This is a genomic window from Acinetobacter sp. ANC 4654 (assembly GCF_002135425.1).
Classification (GTDB): domain Bacteria; phylum Pseudomonadota; class Gammaproteobacteria; order Pseudomonadales; family Moraxellaceae; genus Acinetobacter; species Acinetobacter kyonggiensis.
The window spans coordinates 266,050-283,043 of record NZ_NEGL01000001.1 but is presented as its reverse complement, the minus strand read 5'-3'; the positions used below and the strand labels follow the sequence as shown (position 1 = coordinate 283,043).

Below are 16,994 nucleotides of genomic sequence, written 5' to 3'. Positions count from 1 at the left end.
CAATATTTTTCATTTTATTGTCGCGCCAAACGAATGGGGCGGGGCATCCATGTGAGATCCGACACACGACAAGGATTAATATCTAATCCACCCCGACGTGTATAGGTTGCATAGACCATCAGTTTTTCTGGTGCAAAATTTTGCCAGATGTCGGCAAACATTTGTTCCACACATTGTTCATGGAACCCATTATGCTGACGGTAAGAAATAATATAAGCTAAAATACTGCGATAACAAGGTTTTTTACCCTGATAGCGAATAAAAACTGTGCCCCAATCAGGTTGTCCTGTGACTGGACAATTACTGCGTAGTAAATGTGAATACAGTTGAATATCGACAGTTTCAGTGTTTTCTGTGTCTAATTTTAATAAAGTTGCATCTGGATGCGTTTCTAAGCGCTCAGGGCTGAACTCATCAACACAAATGCCCTCAGGTTTAGAAATATCTAAATCGTCGGCTTGGAATAAGCTGAGGGTGACTGGTGCACCTGCGGCTGCGGACAAATCCTTTTCTACAGTGGCAATAAAAGCTTCTTTTGATTCGAACGACGTAAAGTTCATGCTATTAAAGTAGAGCTTTAAAGATTTTGATTCGATTAAATTCGGTGATGATGCGGGTAGAGCAATACGACCAATCGCAACTTGTGGAATGCCTACTGCATTTAACCAAGATATTTCAAAAACATGCCACCAATCCTGACCTTGTTGAATGCCTTCAACATGCGCATAGTGTTCACGCGCTGGTGCGCGCGCGATAGGAAACAGAATGTCAGGTTGATATTCTGTTGGATAGTTGGTGTCTTTACCTAATAAAGAGAGTTCTACAGTCATTATTCACGCATTCCTGAACCACGAGAAAGTAAATAGTAAGCTATGCCGTAAAGCGCAACGCAACATAAGGTAATGATGCTTAATGAAACGGAAACATTGACATCACTATGCCCTAAAATGCCGAAACGGAAGGCATTTACCATATATACAATTGGGTTAATTAAAGAGAGATTTTGCCAAAAAGGGCTTAAAGCGCTAATCGCATAGAATACCCCACCTAAATACGTCAGTGGTGTAAGTACAAATGTTGGAATAATTGAAATATCATCAAAAGATTTGGCATACACTGCATTAATCAGCCCCCCAAGCGAAAACAGGAGAGATGTAATTAATACTGTATATATAGTCACAAACCAGTTCGTGATATATAAGTCAGTAAAGAACATGCTCATGCTGGTGACAATAATGCCGACCAAAACACCACGACACACGCCACCAATCACATAGCCCCAAAGAATCATATGTAAAGGGACTGGACTCATAATTAATTCTTCAATGCTTTTTTGAAACTTAGCACTAAAGAAACTTGAAGAGACATTGGCATAACTATTGGTAATGACCGCCATCATGATTAAGCCGGGTACAATAAACTGCATGTAGCTAAAGCCACCCATTTGACCAATACGCGAACCGACCAAATTTCCAAAAATCACGAAATATAAACTCATGGTGATTGCAGGGGGCAATAAGGTTTGTGGCCAAATGCGCATGAATCGACGCACTTCTTTATGCACAAGTGTATAGAGTGCAACGCATAATTGATTAAAGTTCATTGCGCAGCCCCTTCAAGGTTTTTTTCCACCATTTTCACAAACAGTTCTTCTAGGCGATTTGATTTATTCCGCATACTCGCCACTTGAATGCCTTGTGCTTGTAAAAGTTGAAACAGTTCATTTAGGGTGTGGGCTTTGTCCATTGTCACTTCTAAGGTAACGGGATCGATTAAATTGAAACGCACACCAATAATGTCGATATGAATAGGCTGAATTGGTTCGACCAAATCGAAAATAAAGGATTCTTCACTGAGCTGATTTAAGAAAGACTTCATGGTGGTATCTTCTTTAATCACACCGCGGTCAATAATGGCGATGCGGCGACAGAGCATTTCAGCTTCTTCTAAATAATGTGTTGTGAGGATAATGGAAGTGCCTTGTTCATTCATTTCAGTGAGGAAATCCCACATTGAACGACGCAATTCAATATCTACACCCGCAGTCGGTTCATCTAAAATGAGCAGTTTCGGCTGATGCATCATGGCACGAGCAATCATTAAGCGGCGTTTCATACCACCAGACAGCATGCGAGCTTGAACAGCGCGTTTGTCCCAAAGACCCAGTTTTTCTAAATATTGTTCAGCACGTTGTTCTGCAATTTTTTTGGGAATGCCGTAATAACCCGCTTGAGTGACTAAAATATCAAATGTTTTTTCAAATTGCCCAAAGTTAAATTCTTGCGGCACAACACCTAAGCATTGTTTTGCTTCTGAAGGGTGGGTATCTAGATTGTGTCCAAAAATTTCAACAGTACCTGAGGTTTTTTTTGTGAGTGAGCTAATGATGCTGATGGTGGTTGATTTACCTGCGCCATTGGGTCCAAGGAGGGCATAAAACTCACCTTCAGGCACGCTTAAGTTAATCCCTTTTAGCGCTTGAAAACCATTTCGATAAGTTTTAGATACGTCTCTCAAGGTCAATGCATCAGTCATGAAATTCTCACATGGTGAATAGTATGAGTATTGTGAGTGATCTTGGGTAATAAACCAAGTCAATAAGGCGGAATTCTGTGTTGCAATTATGGAACATTGTTTAAAGTATGAGCACAAAAAATGATGACTTAGAGATAGTTGCTTTACCTTATGGTTTTTTTTGTTATGATGTGCGCTATCCGAAAGAAGCGCTCATAGCTCAACTGGATAGAGTACAGGTCTCCGAAGCCTGTGGCGTGGGTTCGAGTCCCGCTGAGCGCACCAAATTTAAAAATCTAAATTCCAAAATAGAAGAATTTTGTTCATTCAATTTTCATTCTTATAGCCTTGTTTAGTTTATATATCTCGTGCTTCATAAATTTACTTTAATTCAATTAGAATTTTATTTGATTGATGTGTATAAATGTTGAGCACACTTGCCTAATATACTTTTCAGTTCTATATTAAACCTACAGTAGGTCGTGAAGATGCTACGAAGTAGTTGGACGGATCAATGACAGCTCGTTGAGTTTGCAACCTTAGGGTTGAACAAGAAATCAGCACTAGCCTTCCAACATAAAAGCCCGCAGAAATGCGGGCTTTCTTAATTGCATTAGAAATATTTTCTTAATTAAAAGGGTCTGTGAGTGTAGTAGATCGCTGAGACTATATTGAGTTATTGCTTCATTTTCTATTTGAAAATAGCCAAAGTAAATATGATTTCTCTGTTTATAAAACATTACATTGCCAAGAAATCTAACAACTCTAGACCGTGTTCACGCAAGAACTTGTGTTATAAAAAGGTCCATTAAGTAAAATAAGACGAGAAAAGCATATGACTGAAGTAATTGAATTAAAAGTGAAAGATCAATTTAGCAATACTCATGAAGCACTAGCATTACTTCGAGATCTTCCTGAACATGCTGAAGCGAATAATCTGTCCATTTTCCAAAGGATTGAACATATTGTGGTGAATGGTGAAACGATTCAACCGAGTATTGAATTACTCTTCGAAAGTCGACATTCTGACAGTATTTATCGTGTTATTGAATAAATAATTTTTGTTAAATATGTGGTTTGCTCGAATGAAGGCATCAGATCTAAAAATTCACCTAAATGAACTGCACCTCGAAAGTTGGGCGCTTTTAGTCTAGTTTGAAGGGTGCATTTTGTTTTATTAACCCGATATCAGTAATAAAAAAAGTATCCGTAATAAAAAGCCCATCGATGTGAGCTTAAAATTAAAACTCACAATAAGTTTACCTCTACATCGTATTTATTAAATTCTTGAATCAAATTTTGAATGACTTGTTTGCCGACTTTATCATTACAGCTTAATAATTTATCTTTGCCGTCTAGACTGTTATAACATTCAATTTGTTGAATTAACCAACGATTATCGAATTCTGTTTGATGAATAATAATTCGGCTGGGTTGTAAGTTATCACTTAATTGACGGGGCAACACACTGGTAATTGCCAGTTGGATATTCGCCACTTCATCCTGAGAACTTAAAAAAGTAATCACCCAATTACCTAATTTTTTTAAGTACATTGGGTTGTCGGCTGGATGAAAGTCTAAATAATATAGAGCACTCATATTCATTTCCCCTTAAATACTAAATGTATGTAATTTTTGGAGAATATGCGCCATTGAACAAAAGTCTTAGTATGATAAGTGATATGGCTTAAGGACTATGAAATATTTGAATTATAAATTAAACAGCATTTTTTTTTAAAAATAAAATAAAAATATAGCGTAAAAATTAGAGCTTAAATGACTGGTAAAACACAAAAATACTCTTAATTTTTTACGAAGCATTGAGCTTTTGTAGCGAAAAATTGATTTGTTTTAAGCAATGATTTAATTGGTGAGGTCGAATACGACTTTCTTGCAACTCTGTGATCCATTGCATTTGACACAATTTTAAACTGCGTAAATCGTGGCTGTTTAGAATGCGATTCATCAATTGTTTGCCCATTAAACCGCAGTTTTGTTGTAGCAGTTGAGCCATCAAATGTTTTACTTGCTCAAAGTTTAATTCTTCTAAAGTTAAATCTATGTCATGTTGTAGTTCTGTCACCGTAGAGTGGGTATGAGTAATGCTTGAGCTAACTGGTGTGATAGTCGTTGTGGTGATAGGTTCAGCTAACTTCTCTTGAATAGAATTCGTTGTTTGCAGTGGAAGGTTGGTTTTAATTTCAGTATCGAGCAATGTTGTCGGTTCTGGCGTTTCAATAGGGTGCTGAATTGAAGGCGTAATTAATCCCATGTCTATTAATTGTGACAGAACTTCTGGCGGTGCAATCCGATGCTTAAATTGTTCATCGAGGAGGTCAAAATCATCTGTACCAATAAGCAGTAACAGTCTGCGTTGGCGAGCATTTAGATTCATTGAACGCTGTTTTAAACTTTCAATGCCCAAATCAGTTTTGTAATATTGAGACATGCCTTAATTTACTCCCCGCAATAAATTAAGGCAGATTGTATGAGTTGATCATGACAATATTATGTAAAAAATATTACAAATCAAAAGATTATAAAGTCACGATCTTGGCATTTTCTATTGCCTTACGTAAGTAAGGGTCTAGATCTTCCTGACGAAGTAACCACTGCATATAGTCTGCGGGTAAATCAGCAATCGCTGTACCACGGTGTTTACCAAAATTAATGGTTCGTGGAATACGTGCATCTTCGGATGCTGTATAGAGTTCTTCAATGGTTTGAATTTTTAAATGATGTATTTCATGCATTAAAATATTGGCTGTTAAAATAATATCCATATCGGCACGGTGCGCTTTTTTAATCATGTCGCGGGCTTTTGCACTGCCTTTGGTAATCATATAAATGAGTGCGGAAATATTATGTGCTTCGGCATCTGGCCAAACTAAACGTGCAAGGGCAAGTGTGCAAATGGCTTTAATTTTTGATATATCTACGCCACATTTTTCAAGTGCACGAATATCGTAATCAATATTGTGACCAATAATATAGGTTGTGTCCTGTGGAAGGCTAAAGCTCGTATAGTGAGGTTGATCGACCAACTCGGATTCTAAAATATGGTGTACAGCCATTGCTGCATAAGAAATCGGTTCATCGACACGATAGAGCTGATCGAAAATTTGGCTTTTATCTAGCGTAAGTTTGCCATCATGGATTTGAATCGGCGCATAAGCAATCTCAATGGGCTGTCCATTTAAAGTATGGGTTTCTGTATCGAGAATAATTGCTTGCATGACCTAGTCCATAACCGTAGCGAAATTTTAAATAAATTTAACACTTTCAAATGCCTTGGTACAAACTGAAAACATCAACTTTGGACTATTCCTGATTATTTCTGCCTAAAGGTGATGTTTAAATGGTCTTGTTTTAATTTATTAATCGAAATGAGAGTGTTTTATAGATATAAAAGCTAATGTCATGACTCATTTATTTCATGCCTTAAGATGTTATTCATACTCCTCTAATCACGATCTAGAATCATAAAAAGTTGTATTTTTAAACAAGCTATTGGTAATGTCTGCAATTTTTTCAGATGTAGTGTGTGAGTAATAAAGGTGTATATCTTGTGGAGCTGTACTCTTTATTAATCTTTCAAAAGTAGGATCATTGTCTATGCCAAATTAATGAAACGATACTGGGCAAACAATGCGGTGTTTATTTCAAAAGATACAATATTCTAACATTTTGAGGTGCTTAGCTTTTCTATTAAAAAATATTTTATTGAATTGATATTATTGGTTATTTGTAATATTAAGAAATAATAATTTAAAAAATCAACACCTTAGTACTATTGTGTTTTACCTTTTTTTAAAATAATGTATTTAGTCTGAAATTGAAAAATAAAAGTAATTATTTTATTTAAATCATCACAACAAAAAACGTATAAGGAAGTGCAAACATGAAAAAAACATTGCTTACAGTGTTCATGAGTAGTTCAGCCATACTTTTAACAGCATGTGGAAGTGGGGATGACGATTGGAATATTTCAGGTGGTGAGCAAATTCCTGTCAATAATATTCAAAATCCAGTTGTAAATGTTACAGCTTATACTAAGGATGGTATGTCTGGAATTGCTGCAGACAGTCAGCTGATGACATATAAAATGCTAGGTGTCGATAATAAAGAGGTCACAGCAACGGCTTTGGTATTTGTTCCGAGAACTACGCAACCTGTAAATGGTTGGCCGATTGTGGTTTGGGCACATGGTACAACGGGTGTTGCAGATAAATGTGCACCTAGTCAGCAGGGCTTAAATGACTCTCAAATTCTGCTGAAACAACTATTAGTAGAAGGTTATGTGGTAGTTGCTCCAGATTATGAGGGATTGGGAGCAGAAGGTAATCATCCATTTCTTAATTTAAAAAGTGAAGCTTTTTCCATTACTGATGCTGTAGTAGCAACGCGCGACTACCTAAGTCGTCAAGGTAAAAAAGCTGCTCCACAATGGATGGCAGTTGGTCATTCACAGGGTGGTCATGCTGCATTGGGTGCAGCACAATATGCTGCTAGAGCGCAGCTCGACTATAAAGGTACAATTGCAATTGCACCTGCATCAAACCTTGCTGCAATATTGCAAGGGGGTGAAAATGCAGTGAAAGATAAACCTGCAAATATACAGATACCAGTTCTTGCACCTTTAGATACGTTTACTGCTTTAATTGTTGCGGGAATGCAAGGGCATCAGGTTTCGGTCAGTTATGCTGACGTTTTTAAAGCAGATACTGCAAAAATTGCACCTCTTGCAGAAACAGAGTGTTCAGGTCCTGTTGGTGCTGCCTTGGCTCAAGGAATGTCAGATTATGCATCATTACCTGAGCATCCGAACTCATTAGCTGGTTACGGACGAAATCAAGATAATTTTATGTCTATACCTGTGATTAATAATTTCTTAATCAAAGACTCACAACCTGGTACAGTGAAGCTAAATCAGCCTGTTATTATTTATCAAGGTGAAAAAGATGCGACTGTACCAAAAGCAGCAACTGATTTACTGAGAGCAAGTGCTGAAGCTAAAGGTACGAAAATTCAATATAAACCAGATGCAGAATGGACTCACAGTACTGTTTATACAGCAAATATAAATCAGTTTGTTATTGATGTTAAATCGATGATGCCACCAACAACGCCAACTCCATAACTTGATTTGGCCTAAAAAGCTCATGTTTGTATTTACATGAGCTTTTTTATTTAAAACTGAGTAAAGTTCATTCTCGAAATTTATAAACTTCATGCTACAATACGCGCCAATCTTAGCACGGCTTAAAAGCCCTAATTTATAGGACCTCGCTAATGTTTGCCAATATCTCAATTGCTGAATTTGACCCAGAAATCGCGCAAGCAATCACACAGGAAGATGCTCGCCAAGAAGCGCACATCGAACTGATTGCTTCTGAAAACTATTGCTCTCCAGCAGTGATGGAAGCTCAAGGTTCAAAACTTACAAACAAATATGCAGAAGGCTACCCAGGCAAACGCTACTATGGCGGTTGTGAATATGTAGACATCATCGAACAATTGGCAATTGACCGTGCTAAAGAGCTTTTCGGTGCAGATTATGCAAACGTTCAGCCACACGCTGGCTCACAAGCTAACTCAGCTGTTTACTTGGCGCTGCTTAACCCAGGCGATACCGTTTTAGGTATGAGCTTGGCTCACGGTGGTCATTTGACTCACGGTGCAAAAGTTAGCTTCTCTGGTAAAACATATAATGCGATTCAGTACGGTTTAAACACCGAAACTGGTGAAATCGACTATGAAGAAGTTGAGCGTTTAGCACTAGAACACAAGCCACGTATGATCGTTGCTGGTTTCTCTGCTTATAGCCAAATTGTTGACTGGCAACGTTTCCGTGATATCGCGGACAAAGTTGGCGCTTACCTATTTGTTGATATGGCTCACGTTGCTGGCTTAGTTGCTGCGGGTGTTTACCCAAGCCCAGTACAAATTGCTGACGTAACTACAACGACTACGCATAAAACACTTCGTGGTCCGCGTTCTGGTTTAATCCTTGCGAAAGCAAACGAAGAAATCGAGAAAAAATTACAATCAGCGGTATTCCCTGGTAACCAAGGTGGCCCATTGGTTCACGCGATTGCAGCGAAAGCGATTTGCTTTAAAGAAGCAATGACACCTGAATACAAAGAATATCAAAAACAAGTTGTGGTAAATGCTAAAGCAATGGCTGAGGTATTAATCGCACGTGGTTACGATATCGTATCTGGTGGTACTGAAAACCATTTATTCTTATTGTCACTCATTAAACAAGATGTGACTGGTAAAGAAGCAGATGCATGGTTAGGTGCTGCTCACATCACTGTGAACAAAAATGCCGTACCAAATGACCCACGTTCTCCGTTCGTGACTTCAGGTATCCGTATTGGTACACCAGCTGTAACCACTCGTGGTTTTGGTGAAGCAGAAGTTCGTGACTTGGCAGGTTGGATCGCTGACATCTTAGATGCGAAAGGCGACGAAGCTGTAATTAACGCGACTAGAGCGAAAGTTGAACTTGTTTGTGCTAAATTTCCAGTTTATGCAAAATAAGTAAAGACTTGAGAAAGCTCCCTCAAGGGAGCTTTTTTTATAGATGTTTAAAAGTCATATTTTTCAAATCACATATTTCTGCTATAACAGAATAATACTTCATAAAAGATATAAATCATTTTGCTGTTGCTGTAATGACATCTTTCTTTCAAAGGAATCAGGTAAATGGCTAAACCAACAATTATTATTTCACAACAAGATCTTCAGCGTTTAGAAACCATGCTTGAGCATCAATCTAAACTCAGTCCGACCATGCAACATCTTGAAGATGAGCTTGCACGTGCGGATGTTGTTGCTCCACAAGATGTCCCGGAAAATGTAGTGACCATGAATGCTCGTGTGCGTATTACTATTGCACCCGCTAGTGAATCTACAGAAATTACTTTGGTCTATCCACATGATTTTCGCGGTGATAAAGGTCAAGTAAATGTCCTTGCTCCAGTCGGTGCAGCTATTCTTGGCTTGGCTGAAGGGCAAGAAATTGAATGGCCACAACCCGATGGTCATTTAATGAAAGTTAAGATTGAAAAAGTGCTGTATCAGCCAGAGCGAGCAGGCGATTATTTATAAGTTTAAATGCATAAAATGTTGTGGAGAAGACACAGCATTTTTATATTGAGAGCGTATTTTTTAGTCGAAATAAACATTATTTTTATAAATATTCATCATATAAAAATGATGCAGTAAAAATTAGAAAAGAGTGTTTTTAAATAATAAAAAAGGCAAAGTAAAAACTTTGCCTTTTTTTGATCTGTACCGATCTTAGTGGTGATGACCACCAGCGCCGTGTACGTGACCGTGTTCTAATTCTTCAGCAGAAGCTTCACGAATTTCAACAATTTCAACTTCAAAAGTTAAATCTTGACCAGCAAGTGGGAAGTTTGCATCAACAAGAATGTTGTCACCTTCAATTGCTTTAACAGTAACGATTTGAACACCGTCATCCGTTTGAGCTTGGAATTGCATACCCGCTTGGATATTGTCTACGCCTTGGAACATTTGCGCAGGAACTTCTTGTACTAGGTCTGGGTTGTATTCGCCATAACCTTCAGCAGCAGGAACGTTTACAGTGAATTTTTCACCAACAGTTTTGCCTAATAAAGCATTTTCTAAACCAGGGATGATGTTACCTGCACCGTGCAAATATGCAAGTGGCTCACCTTGTGATTGGTCGAGAGTTTCGCCCTCTGCGTTAGTCAACGTGTAGTGGAAAGAAACCACGAGGTCATTTGCAATAGCAGTCATGTCATTGATCCATTCAATTTTTTAAGGGTACATCATAAAGTGAAAAGCAATTTTTGTAGACTATATTTATCAAAAAATTGCATTTTCCGCGTTTTTATGGCGTTTTTTTAATAATAGGGACGGTTTTTAAAATTTCAATGCAATTTTATCTTCGAAGTGATTTTTTCTTGTGACAAAAAATTTAACTATGTCAGTAAAGCTTATTTATTTTCCAGCTATGTACCATTTTGCAGACAAAAAAAGAAGATGACATCAATCAGTCATCTTCCAGTTATTACTTGTTAAAATTGCTATGCCGATTGCATAAAGTCAAGAAATTGAACTTCACTGTCCTAAAGGATAGATTTTGAGTTCTACTTCATTGTTGGAAAACAAACTAAAAAGTTGTTTAAACCAAATTGCAATTTTTTGGAAAAAATTAGCTTCTTCAATCTGCACATCATTTTCAATGGCAATCGTTCGAATCAATTGGTTATTTTGATACACCTGTACCGTGGCCAATTGCATGACTTTAGCCAAGGGAGCGGTAAGTAGTTTTTCGTTGATTTCAACATTTAAGTGGGTTTTTGTTTCTTGTAAGGGTTCTATGGTTTGAATCGTACCATTGCCTGTATTCAACATAATGCGCTGATTGGTTGTGTCATAGGTTTTTAAATCAATCGCAAAAGGTTGGTCATATAAAGATGTGGTGATAATTTGCGGTTTGCTGGTTTCTAATTTAAACATTTTTAATGTGGATTTGATCACAGGTAATTCTGCAATCAGTTGTTTGTCTTTAATCGCAACTTCATTACGGGTATAGGTATATCCCATGTTCATGAGGTTATAGGCAACTTCGGCACGCTTTGCCGCACTAGCCGCACCCAAGACAATGACCACTAAACGACGTTCAGGAGCGTCTGGGTTCATTGTTGGGCGGTTTGCAGTTAGGGCGAGATTATAACCTGCGGCTTTAGTGAAGCCTGTTTTTAAGCCATCTACCGTTGGATCAAGTTTTAATAACCTATTCGTTGCATGGTGAAAGCGATTATTATAAGAAAAGCTTTGTTGTTTTGAGTAATTTAAATAATCGGGCGTTTGTGTCACAAGGGCTTGCCCTAAAAGTGCTAAATCTGCTGCGGTTGAATAATGCTCAGGCATGCTAATACCTGCTGGGTTTTGGAAGTGAGTATCTTTCATTCCCAAAGCTTGGGCTTCTTTATTCATCCGTGCAATAAATTTTGGCACATCTCCAGCAATGCGTTCTGCCAAAGTCACAGCAGCATCATTGGCAGACATCACCACTAAGCCTGCAAGAAGTTGATCGACTGAAATCTGCTCACCTTGTTTCAGGTACATCTGTGATTCATCCCACATCACCATGTTAACCACAGGTGTTGCAGTTAAGACCTCATCTTTACGCAAATGACCTGCCTGAAGTTCTTTTAATGTGATGTAAGCCACCATCATTTTAGTCAGCGAGGCTGGAGCACGTTGAACATGACTATTATGTTCAGCAATAACTTGCCCTGATTGAGTATCAATAACAGTCCAAGCTTGCGCTTCAACGCTTTCTGGGACTAGATTGAGTAATGTGGCATTGACTATTGTGGAGCACAATAAACCAAGTGATGCGATGAGGTAGATAACAGCTTTCAATGATGTTCCTTTATTTGCCAATCCGTTGACTTTAAAATGCAAAAAATCTTGCGAATGCTATGCCTTTTTTTACTGAATGGCTAGTCAGAATTGTAGACAATTGCGACAGTTCAGCATTGCTTTGTAAAAAAATGCTAAGCTCATTGATAAGTTACCTTTTTCACATTTTGAATCGCCTATTATGTTGCATTATCAAATCGAATTTGACGATTATCGTCAGCATTTAATTCATGTCACTTTACGTTTTGTTGCCATCCCAACACAGGTGCTTTCGTTACCGACTTGGATTCCCGGAAGTTATTTGATTCGTGAGTTTTCAAAGCATATTGAGTCTGTCAAAGCCTATGATGAAGATGGGCGTATGCTGCAAATTAGTAAATTTGAAAAAAATAAATGGCGTTTATTTAATACCGATTTTGAACTGATTACCGTGGAATACGATGTTTATGCGTATGACCTGTCGGTACGTGGTGCTTATGTTGACCAGAACCGTTTATATGTGAATCCAGCATGTGCGTGTTTGGGGCTTGAAGGTCAGGAAGAAAACCAAGTCGAAGTTGAAGTCTTCCTTCCAAATGAACTGAAACACTTCCAATTGGCGACGGGCTTAGCGCATAAAAGCTTGGTTAAAGGTCGTCATACCTTAAAAGCTAAAAACTATGCACAGTTGATTGATAGTCCATTTGAACTGGCAGATCAAACGCGTTTTAGTTTTGAAGCGAATGGAATTCCACATGAGTTTGTAGTTTCAGGCAAACATGCCATGAACGCACAACGGATGCAGCAAGATATTGAAAAAATCTGTAGCACAGAGATTGCAATGTTTGGTTCTGCACCATTTGAACATTACACCTTTATGACCATGGCGACGGGCAGTAGTTATGGTGGTTTGGAACATCCAAACAGTACCAGTCTCATTACGCCACGTTATGACCTGCCTAAAGCAGATGAACCGATTGAGCCATCTAAAGATTATCAACGCTTTTTAGGTTTATGTAGTCACGAATATTTTCATTCATGGTTGGTGAAATTTATTCGCCCTGAAAACTTTGTCAATTATGATCTCAACAAAGAAGGCTATACCTCTTTATTGTGGATTTTTGAAGGTTTTACGTCGTACTATGATGATTTGATTTTGCTGCGCAGTGGTGTGGTTAATCAAGTATCTTATATTGAGTTATTAAAAACACAGATTGATCGTTATTTACAAAATCCCGGTCGAGCTGTTCAGACTGTTTCTGAGTCTAGTTTTGATGCGTGGGTGAAATTTTACCGTCAGGATGAAAACTCAAATAATGCAGGAACCAGCTACTACAACAAAGGTTGTTTAGTGGCATTGTGTCTAGATCTGGGCTTACGTTTACGTGGGTCAAGTTTAGATGCCTTAATGCGTAAGTTGTATGAAAATGCACAAAATGGCATTCAAGTCAGTGAGCGGACTATTTTTGATTTGTGTAAAGCGCTGACAGGTCAAGATTGGGCAGAGCAGATTAATCACTTGATTAATACGACAGATGAATTGCCGCTTGATCAGTTGTTCCCTGAATTTGGTCTAAGTTATACCTTGGAAAATGATAAAACTTTACCATATGGGTTAAAAGTTGCTGATAAACCTGAAGGTGTGTTGGTTCAAAGTGCGCGACGTGATGGTGTGGCAGCTCAAGCGGGTCTTTCTGCCAATGATGTGATTATTGCCATTGATGGTTTAAAAGCCACTGAAAAACTGATCGAGCAATATGCAAAACAGGAAGCTACTTTCATTGTACATGCATTTCGCCGTGATGAGTTGATGCAGTTTGAACTTTCAGGTAGTGCAATTAACTTAACCACAGTTGAATTGAAAGTTGAAGATCAAGTGAAAGCAGAGAAGTGGCTTAAAGCTTAATTTTCTAACGATTTGAAGTCATGTAAAACCGATGCTTAGGCATCGGTTTTTTATTAGAAGTAGATATAAAAATTTATAAATATAGATTAGCTTTAAAAAGAAATTTAGCAGCCTTACAAAAAGATGGTTTTTATGTATTTCATTAAGAGTACTTCAAGGCATGTCGATAACAAGCTATGGAGCAAGGGTAAGGCATTAAGAGTGATCGGATGAATTGAACTTCGAATACTTATTGCTTTAAATATGTTGAAATTGAAGATTTTTAGATTCACAGGTGATGTCACACTGATGCTTATTATTCCAAAGTCTTTAAATTAAGTACAACATCATAGTGAGGAGAGCAACCTTAGCATGACAGCTTTTTCGGCTGATCAGGCAGGAAATTTGCATCGTATTTCCTGATAGGTAATTTATTTCCATGATACCCAACATGTCCCAAGAAATTGGTTTGTAAATTGGCAAATCGGTCTGGTGAAATTTTAATCGTTTTTATGGGGTATTAAACAGTTAAAATATTGATAAATATGCATATTATTGCATTTAGGCCCTAAATCATTGCTTGGCTAATCAGATGTGTTGATACAGCCATAGAGACCATCTGGGACTGCCTATATTCGAAAAAAGAAGAAATTTCAAGTAGAATATCCGCATTGGTGAACAACACTGATGCGTATAAATTATCAGCCAAACAGTAATATGAAAAAATATTACTTTGACTGAGGTGCAATCAGCACCAATACTTTAAATATTTTATTTAAGCAAATCGGTTCGCAGGGCTGAGTCAAAAGCTTAGTCCTAACAAACTCAATCCAAAGCAAGGGGCTAAATATGGCTGGTGGAAAGTCAACAATCATTTATACATTGACCGATGAGGCGCCACTATTGGCGACCTACTCACTGCTGCCGATCATTGAGACCTTTACTAAACCGGCTGGCATCGAGATCGTTAAAAGCGATATCTCCGTAGCCGTACGTGTACTCGCAGAATTTACGGACTTCCTAAGCGACGAACAGAAAGTGCCTGACACTCTCGCAGAGCTAGGCCGTCTCACGCAAGATCCAGATACAAACATTATCAAACTCCCAAATATCAGTGCCTCTGTTGGTCAATTGATGGCGTGTATTAAGGAGCTTCAGTCTAAAGGCTATGCTATTCCTGATTATCCGGAAAACCCAGCCACTGAAGAAGAAAAAGCGATCAAAGCACGTTATAGCAAGTGTCTAGGTTCGGCTGTGAACCCTGTACTGCGTGAAGGTAACTCTGACCGTCGTGCACCTGCTGCAGTAAAGAACTACGTTAAGAAGCACCCGCATTCAATGAGCGAGTGGAAGCAGTGGTCACAGACTCATGTGTCGCACATGGAAGAAGGTGACTTCTACCATGGCGAAAAATCAATGACGCTTGACCACGCGCGCAATGTGAAGATGGAACTCATCACTAAGAGCGGTGAAAACATCGTTCTTAAGCCAAAAGTGGCGTTGAAAGACGGTGAGATCATCGATTCGATGTTCATGAGCAAAAAAGCACTTTGCGATTTCTACGAGAAGCAACTTGAAGATTGCCGTGAAGCGGGCATCTTGTTCTCGTTACACGTGAAAGCGACCATGATGAAAGTTTCACATCCGATCGTATTCGGTCACTGTGTGAAAATTTACTACAAAAATGCATTCGAAAAGCATGGTAAATTATTTGATGAGTTAGGCATTAACGTCAATAACGGTATGTCGGGTCTTTACGAAAAAATCGCAACTTTGCCTACTTCTCTTCGTGAAGAAATCATTGAAGATCTTCATGCATGTCAGGAACATCGTCCTGCACTTGCAATGGTAGATTCTGCGAAGGGTATTACCAACTTCCATTCACCAAACGACGTGATTGTAGATGCTTCTATGCCTGCAATGATTCGTGGTGGCGGTAAAATGTGGGGTGCTGACGGCAAACCTTACGATTGCAAAGCTGTGATGCCTGAATCGACTTTCGCGCGTATTTACCAAGAAATGATTAATTTCTGTAAGTGGAATGGCAACTTCGATCCAAAAACGATGGGTACTGTCCCTAACGTTGGTTTGATGGCGCAAAAAGCCGAAGAATATGGTTCGCACGACAAGACATTTGAAGTACCAGCAGCTGGTGTTGCTAATATCACTGACATTGAAACTGGCGAAGTATTGATGTCACAAAATGTTGAGGAAGGCGACATCTGGCGTATGTGTCAGGTGAAAGATGCCCCGATTCGTGACTGGGTGAAACTTGCGGTAAATCGCGCGCGTAACTCTGGTATGCCTGCGATCTTCTGGCTTGACCCGTATCGTCCACATGAAAATGAATTAATCAAGAAAGTAGAAGAATACTTGAAAGATTACGATACAACAGGTCTCGACATCCAAATCATGTCACAAGTGCGTGCGATGCGTTACACACTTGAGCGTGTAGCACGTGGTCTTGATACGATTTCAGTAACGGGTAATATCCTACGTGACTACCTGACTGACTTGTTCCCAATTATGGAATTGGGTACGTCTGCGAAAATGTTGTCTATCGTTCCGTTAATGGCTGGTGGTGGCATGTACGAAACGGGTGCGGGTGGTTCAGCTCCGAAACACGTTCAACAGTTAGTGGAAGAAAACCATTTACGTTGGGATTCACTTGGTGAATTCATGGCGCTTGCGGTTTCTTTAGAAGAAATGGGCATTAAAGAAGACAATGCTCGTGCGAAATTGCTGGCGAAAACGCTTGATCAAGCAACAGGTAAGTTACTTGACAACGATAAGTCACCATCGCGCCGTACTGGTGAGCTTGATAACCGTGGTAGCCACTTCTATTTAGCTAAGTATTGGGCTGAAGAGCTTGCTGCGCAGGATGAAAATGCTGAGTTGAAAGCGAAGTTTGCTCCACTTGCGAAAGCATTGGCTGAAAACGAAGATCAAATTATTGCTGAACTTGCTTCCGTTCAAGGTAAGTCAGTTGACATCGGTGGTTACTATGCCGTTGATACAGCTAAAGTGAATGCTGTGATGCGTCCGAGTGTAACTTTAAATACAGTTCTTGAGACTGTTTAAGTATGATCATGCAAAGTCGATGATTTAGTCGGTGATGTAAAAAAGCCGGTGCATATGCACCGGCTTTTTATTGTCCGCAATTTTTAAGGTATGAAGTTTCCTCAAA

The 16,994-nt window shown here is 38.8% G+C and carries 14 protein-coding genes and 1 tRNA gene; 7 read left to right on the top strand and 8 right to left on the bottom strand.

What is annotated here, in order from left to right; translation table 11 throughout:
* Window positions 1-14: 14 nt before the first annotated feature.
* The 3 genes from queF to B9T24_RS01365 are packed head-to-tail and all read right to left on the bottom strand — an operon-like array spanning window position 15 to window position 2,535.
* Window positions 15-830 carry an NADPH-dependent 7-cyano-7-deazaguanine reductase QueF gene (gene queF, locus B9T24_RS01375; protein WP_086164163.1) on the bottom strand — a complete coding sequence of 272 codons (816 nt, stop codon included), beginning with the start codon at window positions 828-830 and terminating at the stop codon, window positions 15-17.
* Window positions 830-1,603, bottom strand: a complete 774-nt coding sequence (locus B9T24_RS01370; protein WP_086164162.1) for an ABC transporter permease — start codon at window positions 1,601-1,603, stop codon at window positions 830-832. The genes queF and B9T24_RS01370 overlap by 1 nt, the downstream gene beginning before the upstream one ends.
* Window positions 1,600-2,535, bottom strand: coding sequence for an ABC transporter ATP-binding protein (locus B9T24_RS01365; RefSeq protein WP_086164161.1), 936 nt, complete (start codon window positions 2,533-2,535; stop codon window positions 1,600-1,602). The genes B9T24_RS01370 and B9T24_RS01365 overlap by 4 nt, the downstream gene beginning before the upstream one ends.
* A gap of 188 nt (window positions 2,536-2,723) precedes the next feature.
* Here B9T24_RS01365 and B9T24_RS01360 point away from each other — a divergent pair.
* Together B9T24_RS01360 and B9T24_RS01355 are read left to right on the top strand one after the other, a co-directional pair.
* Window positions 2,724-2,799: transfer RNA gene (locus B9T24_RS01360), tRNA-Arg, on the top strand.
* Between the two features lie 550 nt (window positions 2,800-3,349).
* Window positions 3,350-3,568: a hypothetical protein gene (locus B9T24_RS01355; RefSeq protein ID WP_086164160.1), complete on the top strand. Its 219-nt coding sequence runs from the start codon at window positions 3,350-3,352 to the stop codon at window positions 3,566-3,568.
* Between the two features lie 194 nt (window positions 3,569-3,762).
* On the opposite strand, the gene B9T24_RS01350 is transcribed toward B9T24_RS01355, so the two are convergent.
* From B9T24_RS01350 to B9T24_RS01340, 3 genes are all read right to left on the bottom strand, one after another.
* On the bottom strand, window positions 3,763-4,113 hold the full coding sequence (locus B9T24_RS01350) for a hypothetical protein (protein ID WP_086164159.1): 351 nt from the start codon (window positions 4,111-4,113) through the stop codon (window positions 3,763-3,765).
* Window positions 4,114-4,324: 211 nt separating this feature from the next.
* On the bottom strand, window positions 4,325-4,963 hold the full coding sequence (locus B9T24_RS01345; protein ID WP_086164158.1) for a hypothetical protein: 639 nt from the start codon (window positions 4,961-4,963) through the stop codon (window positions 4,325-4,327).
* 88 nt (window positions 4,964-5,051) lie between these two features.
* Complete coding sequence (locus B9T24_RS01340) at window positions 5,052-5,750, bottom strand: putative quorum-sensing-regulated virulence factor (RefSeq protein ID WP_086164157.1); 699 nt, start codon at window positions 5,748-5,750, stop codon at window positions 5,052-5,054.
* A 665-nt stretch (window positions 5,751-6,415) separates the two neighbouring features.
* Here B9T24_RS01340 and B9T24_RS01335 point away from each other — a divergent pair.
* From B9T24_RS01335 to rnk, 3 genes are all read left to right on the top strand, one after another.
* Complete coding sequence (locus B9T24_RS01335) at window positions 6,416-7,654, top strand: alpha/beta hydrolase family protein (RefSeq protein WP_086164156.1); 1,239 nt, start codon at window positions 6,416-6,418, stop codon at window positions 7,652-7,654.
* A gap of 152 nt (window positions 7,655-7,806) precedes the next feature.
* Window positions 7,807-9,060 (top strand): serine hydroxymethyltransferase, encoded by a 1,254-nt coding sequence (gene glyA / locus B9T24_RS01325; RefSeq protein ID WP_086164155.1) that lies wholly within the window; start codon window positions 7,807-7,809, stop codon window positions 9,058-9,060.
* A gap of 165 nt (window positions 9,061-9,225) precedes the next feature.
* Window positions 9,226-9,630: a nucleoside diphosphate kinase regulator gene (gene rnk, locus B9T24_RS01320; protein ID WP_086164154.1), complete on the top strand. Its 405-nt coding sequence runs from the start codon at window positions 9,226-9,228 to the stop codon at window positions 9,628-9,630.
* Window positions 9,631-9,822: 192 nt separating this feature from the next.
* Here rnk and slyD read toward each other — a convergent pair whose 3' ends face one another.
* Both slyD and B9T24_RS01310 read right to left on the bottom strand, forming a co-directional pair.
* On the bottom strand, window positions 9,823-10,305 hold the full coding sequence (gene slyD / locus B9T24_RS01315) for a peptidylprolyl isomerase (RefSeq protein WP_074943109.1): 483 nt from the start codon (window positions 10,303-10,305) through the stop codon (window positions 9,823-9,825).
* A gap of 324 nt (window positions 10,306-10,629) precedes the next feature.
* Complete coding sequence (locus B9T24_RS01310; protein ID WP_086164153.1) at window positions 10,630-11,943, bottom strand: D-alanyl-D-alanine carboxypeptidase PBP6B; 1,314 nt, start codon at window positions 11,941-11,943, stop codon at window positions 10,630-10,632.
* 181 nt (window positions 11,944-12,124) lie between these two features.
* Here B9T24_RS01310 and B9T24_RS01305 point away from each other — a divergent pair, with 181 nt between their 5' ends.
* Together B9T24_RS01305 and B9T24_RS01300 are read left to right on the top strand one after the other, a co-directional pair.
* A complete protein-coding gene (locus B9T24_RS01305; RefSeq protein ID WP_086164152.1) occupies window positions 12,125-13,828 on the top strand; it encodes a M61 family metallopeptidase in 1,704 nt (567 codons plus the stop codon).
* A gap of 828 nt (window positions 13,829-14,656) precedes the next feature.
* A complete protein-coding gene (locus tag B9T24_RS01300; protein ID WP_086164151.1) occupies window positions 14,657-16,888 on the top strand; it encodes an NADP-dependent isocitrate dehydrogenase in 2,232 nt (743 codons plus the stop codon).
* Window positions 16,889-16,994 lie beyond the last annotated feature (106 nt).

Coding starts and splice junctions, on each gene's coding strand:
- queF (WP_086164163.1), bottom strand. CDS start 830: ATGACTGTAGAACTCTCTTTATTAGGTAAAGACACCAACTATCCAACA.
- B9T24_RS01370 (WP_086164162.1), bottom strand. CDS start 1,603: ATGAACTTTAATCAATTATGCGTTGCACTCTATACACTTGTGCATAAA.
- B9T24_RS01365 (WP_086164161.1), bottom strand. CDS start 2,535: ATGACTGATGCATTGACCTTGAGAGACGTATCTAAAACTTATCGAAAT.
- B9T24_RS01355 (WP_086164160.1), top strand. CDS start 3,350: ATGACTGAAGTAATTGAATTAAAAGTGAAAGATCAATTTAGCAATACT.
- B9T24_RS01350 (WP_086164159.1), bottom strand. CDS start 4,113: ATGAGTGCTCTATATTATTTAGACTTTCATCCAGCCGACAACCCAATG.
- B9T24_RS01345 (WP_086164158.1), bottom strand. CDS start 4,963: ATGTCTCAATATTACAAAACTGATTTGGGCATTGAAAGTTTAAAACAG.
- B9T24_RS01340 (WP_086164157.1), bottom strand. CDS start 5,750: ATGCAAGCAATTATTCTCGATACAGAAACCCATACTTTAAATGGACAG.
- B9T24_RS01335 (WP_086164156.1), top strand. CDS start 6,416: ATGAAAAAAACATTGCTTACAGTGTTCATGAGTAGTTCAGCCATACTT.
- glyA (WP_086164155.1), top strand. CDS start 7,807: ATGTTTGCCAATATCTCAATTGCTGAATTTGACCCAGAAATCGCGCAA.
- rnk (WP_086164154.1), top strand. CDS start 9,226: ATGGCTAAACCAACAATTATTATTTCACAACAAGATCTTCAGCGTTTA.
- slyD (WP_074943109.1), bottom strand. CDS start 10,305: ATGACTGCTATTGCAAATGACCTCGTGGTTTCTTTCCACTACACGTTG.
- B9T24_RS01305 (WP_086164152.1), top strand. CDS start 12,125: ATGTTGCATTATCAAATCGAATTTGACGATTATCGTCAGCATTTAATT.
- B9T24_RS01300 (WP_086164151.1), top strand. CDS start 14,657: ATGGCTGGTGGAAAGTCAACAATCATTTATACATTGACCGATGAGGCG.